Source organism: Desulfofalx alkaliphila DSM 12257, from assembly GCF_000711975.1.
In the GTDB taxonomy this organism is placed as follows: Bacteria; Bacillota; Desulfotomaculia; order Desulfotomaculales; family Desulfohalotomaculaceae; genus Desulfofalx; species Desulfofalx alkaliphila.
In genome coordinates this window covers 193,948-209,399 of sequence record NZ_JONT01000002.1, presented here as the reverse complement: position 1 = coordinate 209,399, position 15,452 = coordinate 193,948, and the positions used below count along the sequence as shown (strand labels likewise).

Sequence of the window (15,452 nt, the reverse complement as noted above, 5' to 3'; positions counted from 1 at the left end):
CCTCGGGCCGATTGACTCGGGCCCACTCCTTTATCGCTGCATCATCCCGCTGATATTGCGGCTGTTGGGCCCGCATTTTTAGTGTACCGTATGGCAGCTTAATGGTTTTATTTTTTGGATCCGCCTTAATCTGTTTCCGGTGGTATTTTTCTAGTAGCCTGGTAAAAAAGTCTATCGTTTGCTGTAGTTCCTTTGTCTCACCAACAAGCCACTGTTTAATGCGGTCAATCTCTGCTTGGGCCAGTATCTCCCTCTCTCTAATGGCCGCCTGTGCAGCTGCTATTTTACGCACCGCCCAATTGGCGGCGTTAATATCCTGTATCTCAAACCGTTCCTGCTCTATCGGCAGGCCTTCAAGTTCTTTTGCTTGCAATGCGTTCATCGTGCACCTCCTTAATCTCTCTCAAGTAAATAGGGTTAACGTCATAAATTTGACCTTTGCTGTCTTTAATAATTACTACAGGCCAACCAATCAGCGTGGTGGACTCCCTCACAACCGTGCATGGCCCCCTAAAAAGGTGCTCGACTTTCATCCCCGGAGTAAACTTCCTCTGCATCATGCTCCACCACCTCACACTTAGGGCAATACAACACATTTTGCACAACCCTGTCCACCTCTATATCACCACGCACAAATTGAGCTTGCGAAAAATCTCTCTCACCCAACTCCATCATGCCCTGACATATTGGGCAGTAATGCTTACAGCAACTTGCACAGTATTGACCATCCAACACCTCATAACACATTGGACAATTATTAGGCATATTGCCTCCACCTCCTAATGGTGGTATAATGGCTTAAGCGTTTTACCACAGTCCGGTTGCAGCCGGGCTTTTTCTTTATGAGTTCAATTTCCGCAACAGTAATCAACCCTTCCATTCCCTATAAGCCTTATCCAACATGCTTAAATTATGATCCCGTATATCGGCCACAAAGATTTCACTGCCACAGTCTTTGCAGTACGCCTCTTTACCCATGTATTCAACCTTATTGCCTTTGATAATCTTTTCTTTTGGTTCATCTCTGACAGTGTATTCAGCCAGCTCATGGCAGTTCTCACAAAAGGCTAACATTAGGTTTCCCCCCCCTTAACCATTAGAGTGACAATCGAGTGTTCACCTCTCTTGACTACTATCTTGCTACAGCCTCTAGTATCGCCATGGCAAAGCACATCCCTACCAGTGCCAGCAGTGAGTACGCCATTACCTTACCAGCAGGCTTGTCCTCACCCTCTAGCCACTCTTGCACCCTATTTACCGGACGCCATGCCCAGCGATATTTAGTAGATACTGGTTTATGGGGTAGGTACTGCAGGTGGTAGATTTTTTGTTTTTGCATTTACACTCCACCCCCTAATGTAATAACAAAAACTACACACGCGCCATGGGCCTCAACCCACCATGCACATTTACTCTGCTTGCACTCGATCAAACCATTGATGCCTTGTCCAAATAGCGGGCAGTATTTAACCAACTAGCAAACCCCCTCTACCAGCTGATACCTGATTGGCATATCATCTGGCTCTTTAGCGGTAAACTTACTACACCACACGACTGCCTGTCCTGCGTAATGTGGTACGCATGCAATACACTTGCCTTTATACTGATGCTCGCACTTATGGTTGCTGCACAACAACCAGTCTAGATTAGTACAGTGTAAATCCGTTTTAACCATGTTCGGGTACCTCCTTTTTTAGTTAGATCGTTAATCAATGTACCTTCATGGATGCCTTTTCTTGTTCGTCAAACCAAATATCTAGAGCCTCCTTTCTAAATATGATCCGCCGCCCGATCCTGGTGTGCGGAATCTTGCCTTGGCGTACCCACTCGCGCAGTTTCGACTCCCCGAGCGTCCCTTGGAAATATTCTGTTAGTACTCCTTGGACAGTGTACATTTTAGGCATCGGGTCTGTTGTTTGCGATTGCTCAAACTTGATACCGCATTGAGCACAAAAATTGACACTGCCCTCCGTTTTTGTGCCGCATTTTTGGCAATACATTTCACCGCCTCCCTGCTGGTCGCCAGGTCCTGTTGGGTCAGGAGCTTTGGCATGATTCAAACCCCCCTTTATAACCTCCCCCCGGCAATTAGTTGGTTGATTAATTAGTTATCCTTAATGTCGCATACTATGCGACACAGTCGCTAAAAAAAATAGCCATTGCCTCTTGTCCGCTTAGTTTCAAGGCTTTACATATCAGATTTGCCTCTCTTATTGTAAACGGCTCGCCAGAGGCATTCATTTTTCGGTAGAGTGTGCTCCTGTCGACGCCTATCTCTTTTGCTAAGTCTCCCACGGACATGCCCCGCTCTACAATCTTACCCTTTAGTTTGTTTATGTTTACCATCTTTACACCCCCTTTTTTGTCGCATACTGTGCGATTAACCAAATTGTACCCGATCCCCGCCCCGTTGTCAAGACAAATTTCGCACATCACGCAAATTATTTTATTTTGTTACATATAACTGTTGCAAAAATGCGATAGTAGGTATATAATAGTCGTAAGGATGGTGATTACAAGTGACTGTTGGAGAAAGAATTAAGAACAGAAGAAAGCGATTAGGTTTATCTGTAGACGATCTAGCAAAAAAACTCGGGAAGAACAGGGCAACAGTATATAGATACGAAAGTGATGAAATAGAAAACCTACCATTAAATATTTTAGAGCCTCTAGCTAAGGCATTGGGTGTTACACCGGCCTACCTCATGGGTTGGGAAAATATCCACCCTTACGAAACAAAAAAAACAAAAAAAGTCCCCATGTTAGGGGAAATAGCCGCTGGGGAACCGCTGTATGTCGCGGAAGAACGTTGCGAATACTATGTAGAAGTTGATGATAGTTTACACATTGATTTCTGTCTCAGGGTCAAGGGTGACTCCATGATCGATGCTCGTATTAATGACGGCGACGTTGTGTTTATCCGCAAGCAGCCAATAGTGGATAATGGCGAGATTGCCGCGGTAATAATTGACAACGAAGTTACGCTCAAGCGATTTTACAAAAATAGCGATGGTGTAATTCTAAAGCCTGAAAATCCTAGGTACCAACCGAGATTTTATACAGCAAAAGACTTTAAAGATATCAGGATACTAGGTAAGGCGATATTTTTCCAAAGCAATTTATAAATAAAAGGCAGGTGATAACATGGCCTCCGTCCAAAATAAAGGCCCAAACAAGTGGCTACTGGTGGTATCAGATGGGTTCCACGCTAACGGCAAAAGGAAAAGACACACCAAAGCTTTTCAGGGCACTGAAAAACAAGCCATTAAGGCGGCAATTTTATTTGAGGAAGATATAAAACAGGGTAAGTATTGCGCAGCAAGCAAGGATTTTACTTTTGCCGAATTTGTTGAACTATGGGAAAAAGACTACGGGGACCGACACCTCGCCCCTAAAACCCTGGCAAGGTATAAGGAGATGTTAAACAGTAGGATACTTCCACTGATCGGACATCTGCGGATGGACAAGATTCGTCCCATGACCATAAACCGATTGATCAATGACCTGGAGGATTCTCCCCGGTTGGACGGTAAGCCCGGTAAACTAGCGGCCCAAACAATTAAGCATCATTTTCGGTGTGTATCCGCTATCCTGCAGGATGCAGTTGAGTGGGATGTTATCCCAGACAACCCGTGTAGTAGAGTTAAGCCGCCTCGGGTTAAGATAACTCAGGCCAAATGTTACAGCGAAAATCAAGTCGAAGAAATGCTAAAATTTTTAAAAAAAGAGCCACTTAAACACCAGACACTCATCTACCTCGCTATAGCCAGCGGTGCCCGGCAAGGAGAAATCATGGGCCTAGAATGGCGGCATATTGATTTTGATGACAACACCATTAAAATTGAACAATCAAGCCAGTATCTTCCCGGCAAAGGTGTTTTTACAAAGGAGCCCAAAAACGAAGCCAGTAAACGCACTATTTCTATGCCGGGTAATGTGATGGAGTTATTGCGCGCATACCGGGCAGAATGGCTTAGCCACCGGTTGCGTCTGGGCGATATGTGGCAAGGATCGGAGAGGCTATTCACCACTTGGGATGGCAGACCCGGTTACCCCCAATGGCCCGGGCAATGGTTTAACAAATTCTTGGCTAAAAACAACCTACCTCATGTACCCTTCCATTCGCTCCGCCACTTATCCGCAACGTTATTGATCAAAGAGGGCGTACCCTTAAAAAACATAAGTAAGAGGTTAGGACATACCGTCTACGGCACCACTGCGGACATATATTCCCACGCTTTGGAGAGTGTAGACCGCGTAGCCGCAGAAAAGTTTGAGAAATTACTAACTGGAGGGCTAGTTGAAAAGACAGATAGAAAACACGGATAGGGTTTATTTGCCGCTTGGTTGACACTTGGTTGACACTTTCCGTAACACTGTGCACGACAGTAAAACATCAGACGATAAGAGAACCCAGCAATATAGCAGGTTACAGCGGTTGACAGTGGTTGACAATAGGACTTCTTACGCACTCCAAAACCGAGGGCTGCGGGTTCAAATCCTGTCTCCCCTGCCAAAAAACTAAGGCACTCAACAATGGGTTGAGTGCCTTTTTATTGTTTTTACATATAATACCTTATTTTTTATGTTATTTAGAGGACAAAATAATATTGGTCTCCGAATAAATAAATTATTTAGGAGGTAAAGACATTTAATGAAACAACAAAAAAAGCGGCAACAGGGTCAACAGTATGAGTTTGGCCAAGAATTAAGCCCTCAACAAAAACAAGAACAAGCAAATCAGCAGTTTGAATTTGGGCAGGAATTTAAACCCCAGCAAAGGCAAAAAAGACAAAGACAAGAACAGCAGTAGTATAAAATGAAAACGAACATGAAAGCGAAAAACAATCTTTTAAAAGAAAAGTATCGGTATCAGGCCGGCGGCGAGCTGGGGGGTTCACCCATAAACACCTCAGAAGAATATGGTAGTTGTGAGTGCGGTGAGCTCACCCGGGAAATTGCTGATTTTGCCCAGAAACACGATCCGAACAAAAACAAATAACAATAAAGGACGGCAGATATAGACTCTGCCGTCCTTTAAGAATAACCCTATATTGATTATTTTTCTTCTCTTTCTTCCTTAGCTTTGGCAATTATTTTTTCTGCTAAATTAGCCGGTACATCCTCATAACCATAGAACTCTACCTTAAATTGACCACGTCCTTGGGTCATGGATTTTAAATCGTTGGCATATTTAAACATTTCCGCTTGGGGCACGTGGGCCTTAACCACAGTGCCTCCTTCAACCTGCTCAGTACCTAGAACACGGCCACGTTTGGTGTTAAAGTCTCCAATGACGTCACCCATAAATTCGTCAGGTACTGTCACTTCAACATACATAATAGGTTCTAAAATAGCAGGTTTAGCCTGGGGCACCGCCTTTTTAAATGCTAACGAGGCAGCAATCTTAAAGGCCATCTCTGATGAATCCACGGTATGATAAGAGCCATCGTAAAGTGTAGCTTTTATACCAACGGTGGGATAACCTGCCAAGGCCCCATCTAACATAGCTTCCCGCAAACCTTTTTCTACGGCCGGGAAGAAGTTACGCGGCACTGCTCCGCCAAAAACCTCCTCATGGAACTCAAAATCACCTTCTGCCAGGGGTTCAAACCGGATCCATACATGACCATATTGGCCACGACCGCCGGACTGCTTTTTATGCTTACCTTCCGCTTCCACTTTAGCTCTGATTGTTTCCCGGTAGGCCACCTTAATATCTTCCGTAATTACGTCCACACCATAGCGCCGCTTTAAGTTATTAATCATAATATTCACATGGGCTTCACCCATACCTGTCAGCAGGGTTTGTTTGGTAACTGCATTTTTTTCTACCACTAAAGAGGGGTCTTCCTCAAGTAACTTTTGTACCGCATCGCCCAGCTTATCTTCGTCATTTTTACTCTTTGGTGCAATGGCTACAGTATAGTTTGGCACCGGAAAATCTATACCCTCCAGCGGCTCTTTTATGCTCTTGTCACACAAGGTGTCGCCGGATGCGGTGTCGTTTAATTTTACTACCACTGCAAGATCGCCGCAGGGCACCTGGGTTGTAGGCTCTGAATGTTTGCCGCGCACATAAAGTACTTGGCCAACCTTCTCATTCTTCTCTTTGTTTGGATTGTATACCTGAGAATCTGCCTTAAAGGTACCGCTGAATACACGGATAAAATTCATGCGGCCAACATATGGGTCAGCCAGTGTTTTAAATACCAAGGCAGCCATTGCACCTTCTTCAACCTTAGGTGCCGGCGCATATTGGGCCAAGAATTCACTCAATGTTGTTATACCTATATTGTTAGTGGCAGAACCACAAAGAACCGGGATAACATTATTGGCAGCAATGGATTTTTGCAAGCCTAAGGTTATTTCTTCCGGTGTTAACTCCTCACCTTCCAAGTACTTCATGGTGAGATCGTCGTCACCTTCAGCCGCTGCTTCCACCAGCCTTTCACGGTACTCTTCCAATTGATCCTTTAATTCATCGGGCAGGGCCACTTCCTTTGCCTTGCCATTATCAAATTCATAGGCCTTTTGGCTGATTACATCTACAATTCCTTTGTGATCTAAAGCTTCCCCCAGAGGAAAGTTAACCGGTACAAAGTTGCCGCCCAATATATTATTCATATCATCCATTAATTTATCAAAACTGGCATTCTCCCGATCCATTTTATTAATGAATATAATTCTAGGAATGTCAGCCTTTTTAACATCCTTCCAAATCAGCTCGTGCTGTACTTGCACACCGTCCACCGCAGAAAAAACAAACAAACTGCTGTCGATTACACGCATGACGCCTTTAACTTCTGCAATAAAATCTGAAAAGCCCGGTGTATCTAAAAGATTTAGTTTTACACCCTTTACCTCCACAGGAACTAAGCTGGTGTGTACGGTAGATTGTCTTTGTGCTTCCTCTGGATGGTAGTCTGCCACTGTATTACCATCTTCAACCCGACCCATACGGGAGAGTATACCTGTGTTAAACACCATAGCCTCAACCAAAGATGTTTTACCAGTTCCACCATGACCTACCAATCCAATGTTCCGAATTTTGTCCGTAGAATAGTTTTTCAAGTCTAGGGCCTCCTTTACATCCATTCATTTAGTATATGCTTTGTCTTAAACAGATTTTATTTATTAGTATGACCAAAAATGCTTGTTTTTGGTACACCCAATAGGAAAATCTGTCTTGCATGCCAATGCTAAGGTGAAAATTAAGTTTTATCCAATTATTAATATACATGTGACTTATTCTACAAGTAAAGATATTTTTCCTTGTTTAAATAAAGAATTATCTGGTTTTTTTCTCTCTTCTACTTTCATAGGCGTCCCACTGACGGCATAGAAATGTTATACAGTATATGTACAAGGGGTCTACCTATGAAAAAACAATCCTTTGTCTACGGTGCATTGGTACTATTGGTGGCCAGCCTATTCAATCGTATAATCGGTTTCGGTTATCAAATGGTTGTTATTCGCTTGATTAAGCCCGAAGGTATTGGGCTTTTCAATATGGTTTACCCGGTTTATGTTATGGTAATAGTGCTTTCAACCATGGGTATACCGCTGGCAATATCGAAATTAGTGGCAGAAGAAGTTGCTCGAAATAACTTGCGGGGAGCCTACCGCATTTTTTACTTATGCCTTGGTATATTGACCATAAGCGGTACTTTTTTTACCCTTTTACTGGTGTTTTGCGCACCCCTAATGATTGAATATTACTTCCCCAACCCTGATGTATACTACAGCTTTCTGGCCTTATTACCGGGAATAATAATTGTATCCTTATGTTCTGCATTTAGGGGATTCTTTCAGGGCTTACACCAAATGACACCAACTGCAATAACACAAGTGCTGGAGCAGTTGGTAAGGGTAAGTGCCGGATTAGCAATAGCTTATTTACTACTGCCTAGGGGAGTAGAATACGCTGCCATCGGAATATCCCTTGGGGTGGTTTGCGGTGAAATAGTAGGGTTTGTAACCATGCTTACCATATATTTGCACAGGCGTCCGACAATACCGGCAGGCGGTTTTATAAGGGAATCATTACCCAACACATGTCGAAGAATATTTACTTTGGGCATACCGGTTACCTTAACCAGATTTATCTCTACCGGTTTAATGAGTATAGAAGCCATTTTAATACCACAAAGATTGCAGGCCGGTGGATTAACACTTCAAGAGGCCACCTCTTCTTACGGTCTTTTGGTAGGGGTTTCTCAAACTTTATTGTTAACACCGGGAATTATTACTGCTGCCTTGGCAACTGCCCTAATCCCGGCGGTATCTGACGCCATGGCACAAAATAATATTAAACTGGTTCAATCACGAACTTCAGAAGCAATTAGACTGACATTAATGGCATCCATGCCCTGTGTTGTGTTTTTTTTACTTCTCCCCTCCCAACTATGTGGGCTGCTTTTTGGTTACCAAGAGGCTGCATCAAGTTTAGCCATTATGGCATTGGGCGGTGTGTTTTTGTATTTTTCTCAAACCACCACCGCCATATTACAGGGTATGGGCGAAGCCATAAGACCCTTTAAAAATTTAGTTATTGCCTCCTCATTTAAAATTATTATTATATATTATCTCACCCCTAAGCTTGGTAATAATGGCGTGGCAGTGGCTATCACCCTGTACTGCATGGTAATGGCCTGTCTCAATTACATTGATTTAAAAAGGTTAACCGGTTTTAGAATGTATTTCGTAAATTCTGTGGCAAAACCCCTGGGTTCAGCAGTAATAATGGCCCTTTTAGTTTGGTTTTTAATAAATAATCTTTATACCCTGACCGGTTCACAGGTGCTTGTCACCTTTTCCACCTTGCTATTAGGGGGCCTCACTTACCTGACAGCATTATATTTCCTAGGAGGAATCTCTCCTCAGGATAGCAAACGTATTAAAAAGATTATTTCAAGATTATTGCCAAAATAATACAGTGGTTGATTATTTTTTTACAAAATATTATAATAGGCTAATAAATAAACTTTGTAATTTACTTGATAAGTCCTTGCACTCCTTTGTGTGGGGACATTTTATTTTTAAAAAGGTGTTATTTTTATGAACATTAACCTGAAAACCTTTATTGGGGCTAGAATTATTAAAACCGCACTGGCTGTAGGAATAGCCATGTATTTGGCAGATTTATTTAATTTTGAACCCAAACTTTTTGCAGGTGTAAGTGCCCTGATGAATATTCAGCCTTCGGTATTTCGCTCCTTTAGAAATGCCGGTGAGCAAGTGTTATGCCACATACTATCAGTATCCCTTGCTCTCTTTGTGGGGTATTTTATAGGAGCAGGACCCTTTGAAATGATAGCAATTACCATAATAGTCATTGCCCTAAACAATAAATTAGGCATGCAAAACACCATTGGAATGGGTGTGGTGGCAGCCCTTTTTGTGCTGGATGCCCCCCAAGATGAATTTTTAACCCAAGCAATCAGCAGATCCTATGTCATCTTTTTAGGCTTGGCGGTGGCATTAATAGTCAACCTAGTGATAGTGCCACCTAAATACAAGGATAAGTTGCTGGAAGTGCTGGCCGATTTAAACGAGAAAACCGTTGCTTTTTTTGAGCAGTCTGTCAATGGCTTTATTAATCTTTCACCTATGGATGATGAAACCTTTAATAAGCGGCGGGCGGAAATTAAAAGCCTGCTGCGCCAAGGACGTAAATATTTAGAATTAAGCAGGGAGCAAATAAGAACCAACGATAAAGAGCTTGATGTGTATGAAAGATATATTGATTATAACGCCAACCTTTATCACAGCAGTCGCGATATTCACGTGGCTACCGGACAGAGAATTGCTTGGCGAATGGAAAGCGGAAATCCTAAGGTCAGTGCAGAGTTTAAGGATATATTAAAAATGCTTGGGTATGGAATGGATACTTTTCAACAATTAAATAAGCAGCTCTACCAGGCTGTGCTATTTAAAGAAAACGTTAAGGCACAATCAATAGACGAAAGTTTTTGGGAAGAATTGAGTTTACACGTTGACAAATGGCATGAAAATATAGCAGGGGCTCGTTTTTTGCATGCCTTTATGTTTTTTTCTGTGGTGGCAAACGATATAAAACTGGCATGCAAAGGAATAAAAGACTTTTTGCGGGACCTTAACGACAATAACCCATAGGTAAAATGGTTTATTGTCGTTAAGCCCATGGCTAACCGCCATTAACCGGCCATTTTTTAAGCTCTTCCATAAATCCCCTATGGGTAACGTCCAGCTGAACCGGCGTTACTGAAATGTAACCCTCTTTCACAGCATTAACATCTGTTTCCGGGTTGTCTTCGTCAAGGTTTTCCGGCTCTCCCGCCATCCAAAAATATACCCTTCCCCTGGGATCGGTACGTTTATCAAACACATCAATATACCTTCTGTTTCCTAACCTGGTTACCCTAATACCTTTGGGATCCGTTGATGGAACATTAATATTTAATAGAACACCGGGAGGAAGTTTGTGTTTAATAACATGTGGTACATATTCTTTTATAAATTTTGCTGCATAGCTAAAGTCGGGATCTGACCAGGTGTTTAAAGATATTGCTATGGCAGGGATGCCGTTAATTATTCCTTCATAGGCTGCCGAAACGGTACCTGAGTAGAGGACATCTGTGCCCAGATTGGGACCAAGATTAATGCCCGATATCACTAAATCAGGCGTCTCTTCCACCAGGGCTTCCAATCCCAGTTTTACACAGTCGGCGGGCGTTCCGTCCACCGAATAACAAATAGCTGAGCTATTTTTAAACTTCACCGGTTTAGCCCGCAGGGGTCTAAAAACAGTAATGCCGTGCCCTGTGGCGCTGCGTTCCCTATCCGGCGCCACCACTGTTACTTGCCCAATTTCCTCTAAAGATTTTCGCAACGCCTTAATTCCCGGAGCATAAATGCCATCATCATTGGAAACCAGAAATCGCATAAGCCCTCCTATGTTTCATAAATAGTAATAGTCATTTTATCATTTTTTTTAGTTAAACCAAAGATTACATTTTTATCTTTAAGGGATTTATTTAAAAAATCCACTAATTTATACATTTCGCTGTATTGGGCAAAGGATTTATGGGCTATCAGTTCGAGCTTACCTTCCCTCTTATCCCTTTCGGACATGTTAACATTATTCCTCCTTATGCAGTATTTTATTGTCTTATAATTAGTGAAAAAGCCTCGGCTCTGCTGGCTTGATTCTTTTGAAAAATTCCCCTTACCGCTGAGGTAACAGTCTTTGTTCCGGGCTTACGCACCCCTCGCATTGTCATACACATATGTTCTGCTTCCACCACCACTACTACGCCGTAGGGATTAAGCTTAAGCATAATACCGTCCGCAATCTGAGAAGTAAGTCTTTCCTGCAATTGTGGACGTCGAGAGTATCCATCCACCACCCGGGCCAGCTTTGAAAGACCGGTAACATTACCGTCCCTGGGTATATAAGCAACATGGGCAACTCCAAAGAAAGGGATTAGGTGGTGCTCGCACATGGAGTATAGGGGTATATCTTTTACCAAGACCATTTCTTCGTGCTGTTCTGAAAATATTTTTTCTAAGTGATCCATAGGTTCTTCGTGTAGCCCGCTAAATACTTCCTGATACATGCGGGCCACCCTTTGGGGAGTTTCAATTAACCCTTCCCGGTTAACATCTTCACCTATGGCCTCCAGTATCATTCGCACCGCCTTTTCTATTTTAAGCATATCAACTTTTTCCGACACTGGGATGTCCTCCTTTAAGGTTGCTTTCTTAAGAATTACAACATACCAACTGCCCGGTGCGTTTGTGCTATTATTCGCACATCATGCAAGTGCTCCAAAGCCTGTAGTTGCCATTCTAACAATTGAGAAACACTGGGAGAATTTATACCCTTATGGGGGGTTACCGGTTGAATTACCAGTGGAATATCCCGGCTTTCACCGCTCAGCAATTGATATACCCTCTGTAAATCATCAGCGGCAGTTTCATCGGACACCACTATTTTTAAATATAAAAAGAGTCTTTTAGTAAGTGCCACCTTTATAAACTGCTGATGTAAATCCCAGCAAGGCTCAATTTTAGCCACACTGGGCAACTTAACATCCATACTGATGATGTCAATGTGTTCCAACACCTGTTTAAGACTGTTAAACAAGGTTCCGTTGGTTTCTAAGAAAATTCCCTTTCTGGTCCCCTTTAATAGGGGCAGTAATTCTTGCAACAATTGGGGATGCTGTAAAGGTTCGCCACCGGTAATACTTATCGAATGATGCCTAGACAAATCATAATTATTAACAATTGTACTTACAACTTCATTTATTTTAATAGGCCAAGGCAAATATGTAAACCGGTTGCTTCCGGCTTCCGCTTCTATTTTACATCCCTTTTCATCCGGGCTTGTGGGAGTATCACAATAGGCACAGTTAAGATTACAACCGGCCATTCTTAAAAAAATTTGCCGACAACCCACCAGTGGCCCCTCTCCCTGGGCGCTAGAAAATATTTCCAACAAAGGTACCTGCATTTAATCAACCCCTCGCACCTTACAGCGGGCCATAAAGATGCTATTTATTTCCGCAACATATCTTTGGCAAATTTCTTCCGCCAACTCAGCACTGCGATGTTCAGGCCAGCCCAGTTCACTTGTACTTATCGTTGGCACAGGGGTATTATTGGATGAGATGTTAATGGCGGTGTGAATCATTGATGAAACAGGGCTCAAGGTGGCAATGGAAACCGATAATTTATTCTCGCCATGATACAGATCATCGCCTTTTCTTTTCAGGCGGCAACCGGTCAGCTCCTCCAGCAGCTCTTTAATAATTGTAATTAACAAGCGTTGCCTTGTCACTGCTTTTTCTAAGTCCATGTCAAAATGTTCCACAATAAAATGCAGCATGTCTTCGCTGTAAATGCTGTCGCCATCCCGCACATCAGCTAAATCAACCATGGCATCTATTTTTACTTCACAACTGCCTCTAAAACTTACAATACTGTCTCCCTGTAAACCAAAATTTCTAAAGGCCCAAAGGGAACTTAATTGACTTCCGTCATAAGTTATATTTTCTTGAATAAACTTACCTATCATCCACACTACCCCCCACTGCCATTTTTGTTGGCCTGCTGCACAGCACGATAGTAACGGCGGCAGCTTTCGCATTTGCCGCACATCTCTTCTCCATCATTATAGCAACTCCAAATAAGTTGCCAAGGTACATTTAACCGCTGGCCCAGCTGAACAATCTCCACCTTATTTAGCCTTTGGGTATAACTTATCACCTGCACACCGTTGGCAGTGCCGTAACCCAAAGCAGCGTTGACTGCCTTTACATATTGTTCGCTGTTATCAGGAAAAGTTTTGGCCTCCTCCGCATTGAAACCTGTTACAATTAACTGACAGCCCAAGGCCTCCGCAAAACCGGCAGCCACATTAATAAAGATGCCGTTGCGATTAGGTACCCAAACAGCCGCCGCCGTTTCTTTTCCAATATTAAGATCATCCAAAGCATCCTCTTGGGGTTCCGGCACTTCCATATCTCTGTTTATTAGGGCTCCGCCGGCAAAATGCGAAAAGAAGTCCAGTTTAATCACCTGATGTGGAACCTGATAATAATTAGCCAAGGCCAGGGCATGTTCACTTTCTTGTTTTGCCGACCGTTGATTATAATCATAGGTTAAACACAATTCCACCTTGCTTTCTCTCATTGCCTGGGCCAAGCACACCGTCGAATCTAACCCCGCAGATAATAATACTATGCTTTTTCTCATTTAATCCTCCCGATAGGTGGCGCAAGAGTTTGGAGATTCCCAAACACTTACCCGTCTTATTTTTACGCTGGGATGGTTTTTATCTAATTCTTCTTTTACTTGCTCATATATATATCTGGACAAGTTTTCAGCGGTGGGGTTGCCAACTTTTCCGTTGACAGCAAATTCCGGCAGTTCATTGATGAAGTTGTGGTCTAGGTGTGCCGTGGCTTTTTTTACCATATTCTTTAAATCTTTAAAATCGATCAACATACCTATTGAATCCAGTTTACCGCCGGCCACCGCCACTTCCACAACCCAGGTATGGCCGTGGATTCTGGCACAATTTCCCTGGTAACCACAAAGCTTATGGGCGGCATCGAAACTGGTTTTTACTGTTAATTCATACATAAAACTTCCTCCTTCGACCGTTAGTATGCTACAACTGCCCAAAATTTACTATATTCTGCAAATCCTTTTAACTTCCTGCTTAGAATTATTAAAATAACATAAAGATTAAACGATTAAATAGCAAGGCTTACCGGGTTTGTGTTAGGATTTTTTACCAATAAAAAAACCGACTAGCTGTCGGTATCACTTGCCTTTAACAGTATGCATTTAGCCCAAAGGCCTTGGCATAGGCTTTAGCTGCCTCCTTATTCTTGCCCAATTCCAAATACATGTTTCCCTTTACACCCCAGGCTTGATAGTTGTGTGGTTGAATATCCAAGGCCTTATCACAGAGACTAATGGCTTCCTCTCTCTTTCCTATTTTGCCTAAGCATGCCGCATAGTTGGTATAAATAGTAGCATCATTGGGATCCAGCTGGGTGGCCTTCTTAAAATTTTCCACTGCCTCATCTATTTTGCCCAAATGCTCCAAAGAAAGGGCTAGATTGTTATAAATGGCCGCATCTTGGGGTGCTATTCCTATGGCTATTTGATAGCACTCAACAGCTTTGCCATAGTTTCCCAGCCTTTGATAGCAGGAGCCTAAATTGCTTAACACCGCAGCATCTTCCGGCTCCATTTGCCTTGCCAACTCATAACAGGTCACTGCCTCTTCAAATCTGTTTATGCAAAAAAGATTATAACCCTTATGTATTAATAACTCCAAGGTGGTATGTCCGTTGTTTTGGGCCAACTCTAACACTTCCAGCGCTTTCTGATACTCACCCAATTTTGTATGGGCCAATCCTAAATTTGTAAGTATGGCCACATTGCCTTTACTACTCTTTAATGCCTGTTCAAAACAAACAAGGGCTTCTTCGTAGCGTTGGTTTTCTAATAAATAAATACCGCGATCGTTTAACATGTTGGCCAGGTCCTTCATTTTTCCTGCATCGTCACCGCTAATAAAAATATCCCCTTCTTTTTCTTTATGCAAATAATAGCCGCCATTACTGGCTTTATTAAGACAGTAAAGAAATCCCCCGGAACCTACCCCGATGGCTGCTTTCTTACAATGCAATGCTGCCCTGTCCAGCTGACCGCCTTTTAAATAAAGACGGCTGGCATGCATATGCAAGTCCAGGTTTTCCGGGCTTTTGGCAATTGCTTTTTCTATATATCGCAGTGCCAGTTTGTGGGCACCACATGTTTCTAAAGCATAAGCCAGCCCTTGCAAAACCTTGCTTTTACTAAAAAACCACAACTGGCATCTCTCCCTTCCAAATTACTAATGTAAATATTTCGCTCCATAATTTCCAATTCCTTCCTGTTTGGCAGCT

General features: G+C 42.7%; 22 protein-coding genes. 6 read left to right on the top strand and 16 right to left on the bottom strand.

Annotated elements, in window-relative coordinates:
* The 7 genes from BR02_RS0102885 to BR02_RS0102840 form a co-directional block, all read right to left on the bottom strand.
* Window positions 1-382: host-nuclease inhibitor Gam family protein (locus BR02_RS0102885; RefSeq protein ID WP_031514006.1), on the bottom strand; the 382-nt coding region annotated here is incomplete at its 3' end.
* The gene (locus tag BR02_RS15385) at window positions 354-494 is read right to left on the bottom strand and encodes a hypothetical protein (protein ID WP_157834917.1); all 141 of its coding nucleotides are present in this window, start codon (window positions 492-494) and stop codon (window positions 354-356) included. The genes BR02_RS15385 and BR02_RS0102885, both read right to left, overlap by 29 nt.
* 16 nt (window positions 495-510) lie before the next feature.
* Window positions 511-765: a hypothetical protein gene (locus BR02_RS0102875; RefSeq protein ID WP_031514004.1), complete on the bottom strand. Its 255-nt coding sequence runs from the start codon at window positions 763-765 to the stop codon at window positions 511-513.
* A 102-nt stretch (window positions 766-867) separates the two neighbouring features.
* Window positions 868-1,074 carry a hypothetical protein gene (locus BR02_RS0102865; RefSeq protein ID WP_031514002.1) on the bottom strand — a complete coding sequence of 69 codons (207 nt, stop codon included), beginning with the start codon at window positions 1,072-1,074 and terminating at the stop codon, window positions 868-870.
* Between the two features lie 58 nt (window positions 1,075-1,132).
* Window positions 1,133-1,339: a hypothetical protein gene (locus BR02_RS0102860; RefSeq protein WP_031514000.1), complete on the bottom strand. Its 207-nt coding sequence runs from the start codon at window positions 1,337-1,339 to the stop codon at window positions 1,133-1,135.
* 370 nt (window positions 1,340-1,709) lie between these two features.
* A complete protein-coding gene (locus tag BR02_RS0102845) occupies window positions 1,710-2,060 on the bottom strand; it encodes a helix-turn-helix domain-containing protein (RefSeq protein WP_031513995.1) in 351 nt (116 codons plus the stop codon).
* Between the two features lie 67 nt (window positions 2,061-2,127).
* Window positions 2,128-2,346 carry a helix-turn-helix domain-containing protein gene (locus BR02_RS0102840; RefSeq protein WP_031513993.1) on the bottom strand — a complete coding sequence of 73 codons (219 nt, stop codon included), beginning with the start codon at window positions 2,344-2,346 and terminating at the stop codon, window positions 2,128-2,130.
* 173 nt (window positions 2,347-2,519) lie between these two features.
* On the opposite strand from BR02_RS0102840, the gene lexA reads away from it, so the two are divergent.
* The 4 genes from lexA to BR02_RS0102820 all read left to right on the top strand — a co-directional run bounded on the left by lexA (window position 2,520) and on the right by BR02_RS0102820 (window position 5,002).
* Window positions 2,520-3,125 (top strand): transcriptional repressor LexA, encoded by a 606-nt coding sequence (gene lexA, locus BR02_RS0102835; RefSeq protein ID WP_031513992.1) that lies wholly within the window; start codon window positions 2,520-2,522, stop codon window positions 3,123-3,125.
* A 19-nt stretch (window positions 3,126-3,144) separates the two neighbouring features.
* Window positions 3,145-4,329, top strand: a complete 1,185-nt coding sequence (locus BR02_RS0102830) for a site-specific integrase (protein ID WP_031513990.1) — start codon at window positions 3,145-3,147, stop codon at window positions 4,327-4,329.
* A gap of 325 nt (window positions 4,330-4,654) precedes the next feature.
* Window positions 4,655-4,813, top strand: coding sequence for a hypothetical protein (locus BR02_RS15380; protein ID WP_157834916.1), 159 nt, complete (start codon window positions 4,655-4,657; stop codon window positions 4,811-4,813).
* Window positions 4,814-4,819: 6 nt separating this feature from the next.
* On the top strand, window positions 4,820-5,002 hold the full coding sequence (locus tag BR02_RS0102820; RefSeq protein ID WP_031513988.1) for a hypothetical protein: 183 nt from the start codon (window positions 4,820-4,822) through the stop codon (window positions 5,000-5,002).
* 56 nt (window positions 5,003-5,058) lie between these two features.
* On the opposite strand, the gene fusA is transcribed toward BR02_RS0102820, so the two are convergent.
* On the bottom strand, window positions 5,059-7,074 hold the full coding sequence (gene fusA / locus BR02_RS0102815; protein WP_031513986.1) for an elongation factor G: 2,016 nt from the start codon (window positions 7,072-7,074) through the stop codon (window positions 5,059-5,061).
* Window positions 7,075-7,380: 306 nt separating this feature from the next.
* Between fusA and BR02_RS0102810 the strand changes: the two genes are divergently transcribed.
* Both BR02_RS0102810 and BR02_RS0102805 read left to right on the top strand, forming a co-directional pair.
* On the top strand, window positions 7,381-8,934 hold the full coding sequence (locus BR02_RS0102810) for a putative polysaccharide biosynthesis protein (protein ID WP_031513984.1): 1,554 nt from the start codon (window positions 7,381-7,383) through the stop codon (window positions 8,932-8,934).
* A 126-nt stretch (window positions 8,935-9,060) separates the two neighbouring features.
* Complete coding sequence (locus BR02_RS0102805; RefSeq protein ID WP_031513982.1) at window positions 9,061-10,137, top strand: FUSC family protein; 1,077 nt, start codon at window positions 9,061-9,063, stop codon at window positions 10,135-10,137.
* Between the two features lie 31 nt (window positions 10,138-10,168).
* Here the strand turns inward: BR02_RS0102805 and surE are convergent, their stop codons facing one another.
* The 8 genes from surE to BR02_RS0102765 all read right to left on the bottom strand — a co-directional run bounded on the left by surE (window position 10,169) and on the right by BR02_RS0102765 (window position 15,376).
* Entirely contained in the window at window positions 10,169-10,927 is a 759-nt protein-coding gene (surE, locus tag BR02_RS0102800) for a 5'/3'-nucleotidase SurE (RefSeq protein ID WP_031513980.1), read from the bottom strand.
* Window positions 10,928-10,935: 8 nt separating this feature from the next.
* Window positions 10,936-11,115: a YpmA family protein gene (locus BR02_RS0102795; protein ID WP_031513978.1), complete on the bottom strand. Its 180-nt coding sequence runs from the start codon at window positions 11,113-11,115 to the stop codon at window positions 10,936-10,938.
* A 29-nt stretch (window positions 11,116-11,144) separates the two neighbouring features.
* The gene (gene folE / locus BR02_RS0102790; protein ID WP_031513977.1) at window positions 11,145-11,699 is read right to left on the bottom strand and encodes a GTP cyclohydrolase I FolE; all 555 of its coding nucleotides are present in this window, start codon (window positions 11,697-11,699) and stop codon (window positions 11,145-11,147) included.
* Window positions 11,700-11,752: 53 nt separating this feature from the next.
* The gene (locus BR02_RS0102785) at window positions 11,753-12,499 is read right to left on the bottom strand and encodes a 7-carboxy-7-deazaguanine synthase QueE (protein ID WP_031513975.1); all 747 of its coding nucleotides are present in this window, start codon (window positions 12,497-12,499) and stop codon (window positions 11,753-11,755) included.
* Window positions 12,500-13,063, bottom strand: coding sequence for a DUF366 family protein (locus BR02_RS0102780; protein WP_031513974.1), 564 nt, complete (start codon window positions 13,061-13,063; stop codon window positions 12,500-12,502).
* A gap of 5 nt (window positions 13,064-13,068) precedes the next feature.
* Window positions 13,069-13,743 (bottom strand): 7-cyano-7-deazaguanine synthase QueC, encoded by a 675-nt coding sequence (queC, locus tag BR02_RS0102775; protein WP_031513971.1) that lies wholly within the window; start codon window positions 13,741-13,743, stop codon window positions 13,069-13,071.
* Window positions 13,744-14,133, bottom strand: a complete 390-nt coding sequence (gene queD / locus BR02_RS0102770; RefSeq protein WP_031513968.1) for a 6-carboxytetrahydropterin synthase QueD — start codon at window positions 14,131-14,133, stop codon at window positions 13,744-13,746. It abuts the gene before it with no gap.
* 193 nt (window positions 14,134-14,326) lie between these two features.
* Complete coding sequence (locus BR02_RS0102765; protein WP_031513966.1) at window positions 14,327-15,376, bottom strand: tetratricopeptide repeat protein; 1,050 nt, start codon at window positions 15,374-15,376, stop codon at window positions 14,327-14,329.
* Between the last annotated feature and the right edge of the window lie 76 nt (window positions 15,377-15,452).